General features: G+C 73.1%; 3 protein-coding genes and 1 tRNA gene. All 4 read right to left on the minus strand.

Annotation, left to right across the window (positions count from 1 at the left end; all coding sequences use genetic code 11):
- Positions 1 to 10: 10 nt before the first annotated feature.
- The 4 genes from ACFYNX_RS29795 to ACFYNX_RS29810 all read right to left on the minus strand — a co-directional run bounded on the left by ACFYNX_RS29795 (position 11) and on the right by ACFYNX_RS29810 (position 8,723).
- The gene (locus ACFYNX_RS29795) at positions 11 to 1,567 is read right to left on the minus strand and encodes a long-chain-fatty-acid--CoA ligase (protein ID WP_388665756.1); all 1,557 of its coding nucleotides are present in this window, start codon (positions 1,565 to 1,567) and stop codon (positions 11 to 13) included.
- A gap of 89 nt (positions 1,568 to 1,656) precedes the next feature.
- Entirely contained in the window at positions 1,657 to 8,088 is a 6,432-nt protein-coding gene (locus ACFYNX_RS29800) for an SDR family NAD(P)-dependent oxidoreductase (RefSeq protein WP_388665758.1), read from the minus strand.
- Between the two features lie 34 nt (positions 8,089 to 8,122).
- Positions 8,123 to 8,431, minus strand: coding sequence for an acyl carrier protein (locus ACFYNX_RS29805; protein WP_365541895.1), 309 nt, complete (start codon positions 8,429 to 8,431; stop codon positions 8,123 to 8,125).
- Positions 8,432 to 8,639: 208 nt separating this feature from the next.
- A tRNA-Gln gene (locus tag ACFYNX_RS29810) sits at positions 8,640 to 8,723 on the minus strand.

An 8,723-nucleotide genomic window follows, 5' to 3' on the forward strand; every position in this document is an offset into this window, starting at 1 on the left:
GACGACCCGGTCAGCCCGCGGCGGCGTACCGCTGCCGCAGTTCGCGGCGCAGCACCTTGCCGGTGGGGTTGCGGGGCAGGACGTCCAGGAACGCGTAGCTGGTGGGGATCTTGAAGTCGGCGAGCCGGCCGCGCAGGAAGAGCATCAGACGGCGACCGCTCGCCTCGGTGCCGGGCGCGAGGACCACGCAGGCCCGGACGGTCTCGCCCCAGCGGGCGTCGGGGACGCCGACCACGGCCACGTCGGCGACGGCGGGGTGGGCGCGCAGGGCGTTCTCCACCTCGACCGGGTAGATGTTCTGGCCGGCGACGATGATCGTGTCGTCGATCCGGTCGCAGAGGAAGAGGTAGCCGTCCTCGTCGAGGTAGCCGGCGTCACCGAGCCTGAGCCAGCCGTACTCCAGGGCGCGGGCGGTGGCCTCCGGCCGGCGGTAGTACTCGACGAAGTGGGCCGGCGTCCGGACGGTGACCTGGCCGATGCTCCCGGCGGGCAGTTCCTTGCCGTCGTCGTCGAGGATCCGGACCTCGTTGCCGGGGCAGACCCGGCCGGCGGAGGTCAGCCGCGCGTTGTCCCGCGCGTGGTCGGCGGGGGTGAGGCAGGTGACGACGCTGCCGGTCTCGGCGGCGGCGTACATCTGGGCCAGCTCGCAGCCGAACACGGCCAGGCAGCGCTCCAGTTGGGCCGGCGAGATGGGCGCGCCGCCGTAGACGACCTTGCGGAGCGAGGCGAACGTCCCGGGGCCGGCCCCGGGTTCGGCCATCATCATGTCGAGCATGGCGGGGGCGGCCCAGACGGTGGTGACGCGGTGCTCGGGAACGAGCCGGACGGCGTCGTCGGCCAGGAAGACGCTCATGATCACCGAGGTGGCGCCGACGTTGAAGGCGTGCATGAACCAGGCCATGCCGGCCGAGTGCAGGCCGGGGAAGCAGATCAGCGTCCGGTCCTCGGGCCGCCAGTCGATCCAGTCGCAGTCGGCCCGTCGCATGTTCTCGATGAAGGTGAAGAAGGTGCGGTGGGCGAGGACCACGCCCTTGGGCAGGCCGCTGGTGCCGCTGGTGTACATCTGCACCATCGGGTCGTCGGGGCCGATCACCGCGGTGGGGTCGGTCTCCGGGGCCTCGTCCTTCCAGGCGAGGAAGCCCTCGGCGGGGTGCCCGTCGCCGTCGAAGCGGAGGACGTCGCGCAACTGCGGCAACCCGTCCCGGACGCGCTCGACGGCGGGCAGGAACTCGCCCTGGACGAAGACCGCGCGGGCGCCGGAGTCGCGCAGGATGTGGTCCACCTCGTCGGCGGTCAGCCGCCAGTTGATGGGGACCAGCACCACACCGGTCTTGGCGCAGCCCAGGACGAGGTCGTAGTAGTGCTCGTCCTCCCGGCCCAGGTAGGCGACGCGGTCGCCGCGGGCGAGGCCGGCGGCGGCGAGGGCGTGGGCGGTGCGGTTGCTCGCCCGGTGCAGCGCGGCGTACGTGACGTGCCGGCCGCCGCAGATGATCGCCGGGTGGTCCGGCCGGCGGTCCGCGTGCAGCGAGGAGCGGGCGCCGATGGTGTCCGTGCTCGGTCCGGTCACGGAGGCCTCCTTTTCGGTGTGCCGGGGTCAGGGGGGTGTACGGGGCGGGCGGTGTGCCCGGGCCGCGACGGGCCCGGGCACACCGCGGGTCAGGCCGCGGCTTCGACGGTCCCCGTGAGTTGCTGCTCCAGGAAGGCCGCGAGCCGGGCCGGCGACGGGTGCTCGAAGGCCAGTTGGGGCGGGAGCGGCAGCCGCAGCGCCGCCTCCAGCGTGTTCTTCAGCTCCACCGCCACCAGGGAGTCCAGCCCCAGGTGGACGAACTCGGTGTAGGAGTCGATGGAGTCGGGGTCGTCCAGGTGGAGCACGTCGGCCGTCCTCACCCGGACGAACTCGTCGAGCGCGGCGAGCCGTTCGGCCTGGGTCTGCCGGCGCAGGGCATCCAGGTCGAGGGTGAGCGACGCCCCGCCGCCGGGCTGGACGAGCCGCTCGTAGAGCGCGTTGCGCACCGGCTTGGCGGCGGTGAACCGGTCCCAGTCCGCCTCGCCGACCACGATCTGGCTCAGCGGGCGGCCGAGCACCGAGGCGAGGGCCCGGGCGCCGCGACCGGGCGAGAAGAGCTTGATGCCCTCGTCCTCCCAGCGACGGATCAGCACCTCGCCCAGCCGGGCCGACATGCCGACCTCGGCCCACGGGCCCCAGTTGACCGAGAGGGCGGGCAGGCCCTGGGCCGACCGCCAGGCCATCATCGTGTCCAGGAAGGCGTTCGCGGCGGCGTAGTTGGACTGGCCAGGGGCGCCGACCACCGGGGCCGCCGACGAGAAGCCGACGAAGAACTCCAGCTCCGGAAAGGCCACGGCCGCCTCGTGCAGCAGCCAGGAACCGTAGACCTTCGCCTCGAAGACGGTGTCCAGGGTCTGCCAGGTCTGGTCGGCGACGGGCTGGTCGGCGGTGGTGCCCGCCGCGTGGACGATGCCGCCGACCGGGGCGTCGGAGCGGAGCAGTTCGGCGGTGATCCGGCCGACGTCGGCCGGGTCGGAGACGTCGCCGGTCAGGACGGTGACCTCGGCCCGTTCCCGCAGCCGTTCCAGCAGGTGGGCGACGTCGGGAGCGGGTTCGGCGCGCCGCCCGACCAGGGCCAGCCTGCGGGCGCCGAGGTCGACCAGCTTCTCCGCCGCGACCAGTCCGAGGCCGCCGAGGCCGCCGGTGATCAGGTAGACGTGGTCGGGCCGGACGTCGACGGCGCGCGGCTCGGCGGCCGACGGGTCGTCGAGCTCGATGACCAGCTTGCCGATGTTGGCGCCGCGGCTGAGGACGCCGAACGCCTCCTCGACCTCGTCGAGGGTGTACGCGGTGACGGGCAGCGGCGGCAGGTCGCCCCGCTCCACCAGCTCCACGATCACCCGCATGATCTCCTGGTTGAGCGGGATCAGGCGGTCCTGCGGGAGTTCGCTGAGGTCGAAGTTGAAGTACGACACGTCGGGCCGCTCGGCGGCGACCTGCTCCGGGGTCCAGGCGCCGACCTTGCCCAGCTCGACGAACCGGCCGTCCCGGCCGAGGGACTTCATGCCGGCGGGGATGAAGTCCTTGTTGAGGCTGTTGAGGACGATGTCGACGCCTCGCCCGCCGGTGATCCGCGCGATCTCGTCGGCGAAGTCCAGCGTGCGGGAGTTCATGACGTGCTCGACGCCCTGTTCGCGCAGGAGCGGCCACTTGTGGGGGCTGGCGGTGGCGAAGACCTCCGCACCGGCGAGCCGGGCGAGGTGGGTGGCCGCCTGGCCGACGCCGCCGGCCGCCGCGTGCACGAGGACGCGGTCGCCCGCCTTCATCCCGGCCAGCCGGTGCAGGGCGTAGTAGGCGGTGACGTACACCGAGACGAGGCCGGCGGCCTGGACGGCGTCCAGTCCGGCGGGCTTGCGCACGGCGACCGCCGAGGGCACGGTGACCCGCCGGCGCATCAGGCCGAGGTAGTTGACGATCACCTCGTCGCCGGGGGCGAAGGCGGCGTCCGGACCGGCCGCGACGACCGTGCCGGAGCACTCGAAGCCGAGCGGCTGCTCGCCGAACTCCTTCATCATGCCGAGGGCGTTGAGCACGTCCTTGAAGTTGAGGCCGACGGCCGCGACCTGGACCTGGATCTCGTCGCCGGTGGGCGCGGTCTCCTCGACCCGCTCGGGCCGGATGCCGGAGAAGGTGCCGTACTCCTTGACGGCGAGCCCGAACGCGTTGTCCCGGCGGGACCGGGCGTCGTCGGCGACCAGCCGTCGCACGTGACGGTGCCCGTCCCGGTACGCCACCTGGAAGTCGCCGGTCTCGCGCGAGGTCAGCTCCGTGACGAGGGCGTCCGGACCGGTGCCGTCGGCGGGCAGGTCGACGAGGGTGGTCCGGTAGGAGGGGTACTCGTTGAGCATCACCGCGCCGAAGCCCCAGAGCGAGCTGCCGCCGAGCCGGACCCGGGCCGGGTCGTCCCCGCGCAGCACCTGGGACCCCTCGGTGACCAGCCACAGCCGCTGGTCGCGGCCGAAGCCCTGCCGGTCGAGCTCGGCGAGCAGGTCCAGCAGGCGCCCGTAGTTCCGTTCCGCCTCCGCGCGCAGGGCGTCGGCGCCGCCGGCGTCCGGGCCGGGGTGCCAGAACCAGCAGACGTCGGTGACCCGCTCCCGGGCGAGTACGGCGCCGGCCCCGGCGGGGTCGTCGGCGAAGAGCAGCCGACCGCCGTCCTCGGCCAGTCGGGCCGCGGCCTCCCGGAAGTCCTCGGCGGGCCGCCCCAGCACCAGGACGCGGCGGTCGGCGGTGCCGTCGGGGCCGGCCGCCGAGCGCTTGGTCCAGCGGAGCTGGTGGAAGAAGCTCCGCCGGGACGTGCCCGGGGTCTCGGCGAGCTGCTTGAGGCCGAGGCCGCGCAGCTCCATGACCGGCTCGTCCCCCTCCAGCACCAGGACGTCGGCGCAGACGTCGACGTCCGGCGAGTCGGCCGGGACGAGCCGCAGCAGGGTGCGCAGCGAGGCGGCGCGCGGCTTGCGGAAGAGGGTGAAGCGGCCGAAGCGGACCGGCAGGTAGGAGTTGCCGTCGTCGGCGAGGGCGCCCATGTTGTGCATGGCCGCGTCGAGGAGGGCCGGCGGGACGTGCTCCAGCGGTCCGGAGGTCACGCCGCCCAGGTCGCCGACGGTCAGTCCGCTCGGGAAGCGCGTGACGGAGCGCATCAGCCGGAACGCGGGGCCGTAGTCGAGACCGGCGCCGGCGTAGGCGGCGTACACGTCGTCGGCGCGCAGGTGGTCCTCGGGCCGCTCGTCCCGTCCGGCCAGGTCGACCAGGGCGCGGGCGGCCTCGCCGGGCCCCTCCTGCGCCTCGTCGGCGGCGGACAGGACGGCCGTGGCGTGGAGCCGCTCGACCTCGTCGGCGCCGCTGCCGGTGAGGCTGACCACCTCGACGGTCGAGGTGCCGTCCGCGGCGGGGAGCAGCCGGGTGCGCAGCCGGGTCGGGGCCCCCTCGTCGAGGAGGAGCGCCTCGCGGAGGGCGACGTCCCGGACGGCCCGGCGGGTGTGGCCGAACACGGCGTCCTGGAGGGCGAGGACGATCTCGAGGTAGCCGGTGCCGGGGAAGACGACCTTGCCCATCGCCACGTGGTCGGCGAGGTAGCCCGGCCGGTCGGCGGCGATGGCGGTGGAGAACTCGCGCACTCCGGCGGCGCGCTGTTCGTCGGTGCCGGTCTCGGCGCCGAGCAGCGGGTGGTGGACGCCGCTGGTGTCGGCGACGCGGGTGCCCAGGCCGTGCCGGTTGGAGCCGGTCGGCAGCCAGTACCGCTTGCGGTCGAAGGCGTAGCCGGGCAGGGAGACGGTGCGGCGCTCGCGGCCGGAGTGGAAGCCGGTCCAGGAGAGGGAGAAGTTGGCCGTGTAGAGCTGGGCCACGGCGTTGCGGACGGTCCGGCCGTCGGTGTCCCGGGGGTGCAGGCAGGCCACCCACAGGTGGTCCTGCGCCGCGACGCACTGTTTGGCGGGGGCGCTCAGGCCCGTCGAGGGGCCGATCTCAACCATGATGTGCCGGCCGCGGCGCTCCACCGTGCGCATGCCCTTGGCGAACTCGACGGGGGCGCCGATGTGCCGCACCCAGTAGTCGGGGGTGCCGATGTCGCGGAGGCGGGCGACCTCGCCGGTGACGTTGGAGATCAGGGTGAGCTCGGGGTCGTGGAAGGTGATGTCCGCGATCTCGGCGCGGAACGCCTCGTACACCTCCTCCATCAGCGGGGAGTGGAAGGCGTGCGACACGGTCAGCCGCTTGACGCGCAGGCCGCGGTCCGCGAAGGCGTCGACGGCCTCGCGCAACGACTCCTCGCCGCCGGACACGACCGTCTGCTGCGGCGAGTTGACGCCCGCGACGGCCAGGTCCGGGTACTTCTCCAGGAGCGGGGCGACCTCGTCCACGGGCGCGCCGACGGCGGCCATGCCGCCCGGTGCGGTGACGGACTGCATCAGCCGGGCGCGGGCGGCCACCAGGGTGGTCGCGTCCTCCAGGTCGAAGAGGCCGGCGACGGCGGCGGCGGTGACCTCGCCGATGCTGTGGCCGATCAGGACGTTGGGCCGCAGTCCCCAGGACATCCACAGTCTGGCCAGGGCGTATTCGAGGGTGAAGAGGGCGGGCTGGGCGTAGAGGGTCCGGTTCAGCTCCTCGGAGGCCCGCTCGTCGGTGGCGAACATCAGCTCGCGCACGGAGCGGCCCAGCTTGGCCGCGAACAGCTCGTCGCAGGCGTCGACGTGGGCGGCGAAGACCGGGAACTGCCGGTAGAGCGCGGCGCCCATGCCGGCGTACTGCGAGCCCTGGCCGGCGAAGAGGAACGCGGTCTTGCGGACGGCGTCGCGGCGGCCGCCCGCCTCGGCGGTCCCGGCGTGCCGGGCCAGCAGCGCGGTCAGCGACTCGTGGTCGGTGACGACGCCGCCGACCCGGTGGGTGAAGTGGCTGCGGCCGACGTTGGCGGTGTAGCAGAGGTCGCCGAGGTCGATCTCCGGGTCGTTCGCCAGGTGCCGCTGGTAGCGCTCGATCTGCAGGGCGAGCGAGCGGCGTGACTTGGCGGACAGGGTGAAGACGTGCCCGCCCTCGTCGGCGGTGTCCGCGCCGGAGGCGTCCGACGGCTCGGCGCCGGGGAGGGCGGGGGGCCCTTCGACGACGGCGGACGGTCCCTCGGCGACGGCGGGGGGCTCGTCGACGACGGCGGGCGGCTCCTCGATGACGGCGGCGGCGATGCTGCCGGCGAAGCCGAAGCTGTTGACGACGGCCCGCCGGGTGCCGTCGGCCTTCCAGGGCCGGGGCTCGGTCGGCACCGTGACCGGGATGTTGTCCCACGGGATGCGCCCGGAGGGGGTGCTGAAGTTGACGTGGGGGAAGATCGTGCCGTCCTGGAGCTGCAGGACGGTCTTGATCACGCCCGCGATGCCGGCGACCGGCTCCGTGTGGCCGATGTTGGTCTTCACCGAGGCGACCGTGACCGGCCTCTCCGCGGTGTGCGAATCGGCGAAGACGTCGCTGATGGCGCCCATCTCGATCGGGTCGCCGAGCGGTGTGCCGGTGCCGTGCGCCTCGACGTACTGGATGTCGGAGGGGGTGAGGCCGCCGTTGCGGAGCGCGGCGCGGATCACGGTCTCCTGGGCGGTGCCGTTGGGCACGGTCAGGCCGGCGCTCTCGCCGTCCTCGCCGATGGCGGTGCCGCGGATGAGGGCGAGGATCCGGTCGCCGTCGCGCCGGGCGTCCGACAGCCGCTTGAGGACCAGGACGGCGCAGCCCTCGGCGCGCACGTAACCGTCGGCGTCCTCGTCGAAGGTCTTGCAGCGCCCGTCCGGCGCCAGCATGTTGGCGTGCGAGAACATCACGAAGATGCGCGGGTGGTGGAGGCAGTTCACGGCACCGGCCAGCGCGATGTCGCAGGCGCCGCTGCGCAGCCCCTCCACGGCCAGGTGGGTCGCGGTGAGCGAGGAGGCGCACGCGGTGTCCACGGTGAGGCTCGGGCCGCGCAGCCCGAAGAAGTACGAGAGCCGTCCGGAGAGCGGGAAGAGCGTGATGCCGGCCGCGAGGTGGCCGTCCAGCTCCTCGTAGGGCAGGCCCTCCATCTCCAGGGCGTAGTCGATGGAGCTGGCTCCGACGTAGACGCCGCCGTTGCTGTGCCGCAGGGTGGCCGGGTCGATGTTGGCCTGCTCCAGGGCCTGCCAGGCGGTCTCCAGCAGCAGCCGCTGCTGGGGGTCGACGAAGGCGGCCTCCTTGGGCGAGATGTTGAAGAACTGGGCGTCGAACTGGTCTATCCGGTCGAGGAATCCGGCTCCGGTCGTCCTGACCTTGCCCCGTTCCCGCTCGCCGTCCGGGCCGATGTCGGCCTCGTCCGGGCGCGGGGTGAGCGCGGATACGTTCCAGCGGTCCTCGGGCACGGGGCGGATGCCGTTGCCCCCCGCCCGCAGGAACTCGGTGAACTCCTCGGGGGACTCGTTGCCGCCCGGCAGGCGGAAACCCATGCCGACGAGCGCGATCGGTTCGTGCTGCGGGCCGGCGGTCGTCACCGCGCCGGGCCCACTGTTCTCGGACGCCGCAGTGCTCGACGTTTTCGACATGACGGTCTTCCCTCTTCTCGGTGGCCCACAGCGGTTACGGCACGAGGTCGTCGAGCACCTCGTCCGTCAGGTACTCGATGAGGTCCTCGATGGTCGGCCTGTTGAACAGGACGTTCGTGTTCAGGGTGCATCCGAGCACCTTCTCCAGCCGGGTCTTCACCTCCATGAGCCGCAGGGAGGTGAAGCCGAGGGAGAAGTAGCTCTGATCGGTGGGGAACATTTCGTCGCCGCCCATGAGGAGGACGTCCCTGAACTCCGCGACGACGATGTTCTCGAGGAATTCCGACCGCTCGGACCGGGGAAGCGAGGAGAGTTGCTCCACCGCCGGGGCCTGTTTGCTCATCGCATGCTCCGTAGTGCGGAAAGGCGGGCAGAAAAGGACAGCCGGATGGCTGGACGGGACGATCGAATCAGCCCGTCCTGACGCCTTCCTGACCGTCGACTGATACCGGTCGGCTCCGCGCACGCGACCGGGCCGGGCGGGCCGGCTCGCCCCGATCCGCCCGGGGAGCCGGCCCGCCCGGCCCGGTCGGGGGGGGCATGCCACTGCGCGGAGAGGGCAGGATTCGAACCTGCGCGGGCCCAAGGACCCGACCGTCAGACGGTCCCCGATAAACCACTCCGGGCACCTCTCC

The sequence above is a fragment of the Streptomyces sp. NPDC007872 genome, from assembly GCF_042868165.1.
In the GTDB taxonomy this organism is placed as follows: Bacteria; Actinomycetota; Actinomycetes; order Streptomycetales; family Streptomycetaceae; genus Streptomyces.

Coding starts and splice junctions, on each gene's coding strand:
- ACFYNX_RS29800 (WP_388665758.1), bottom strand. CDS start 8,088: ATGTCGAAAACGTCGAGCACTGCGGCGTCCGAGAACAGTGGGCCCGGC.
- ACFYNX_RS29805 (WP_365541895.1), bottom strand. CDS start 8,431: ATGAGCAAACAGGCCCCGGCGGTGGAGCAACTCTCCTCGCTTCCCCGG.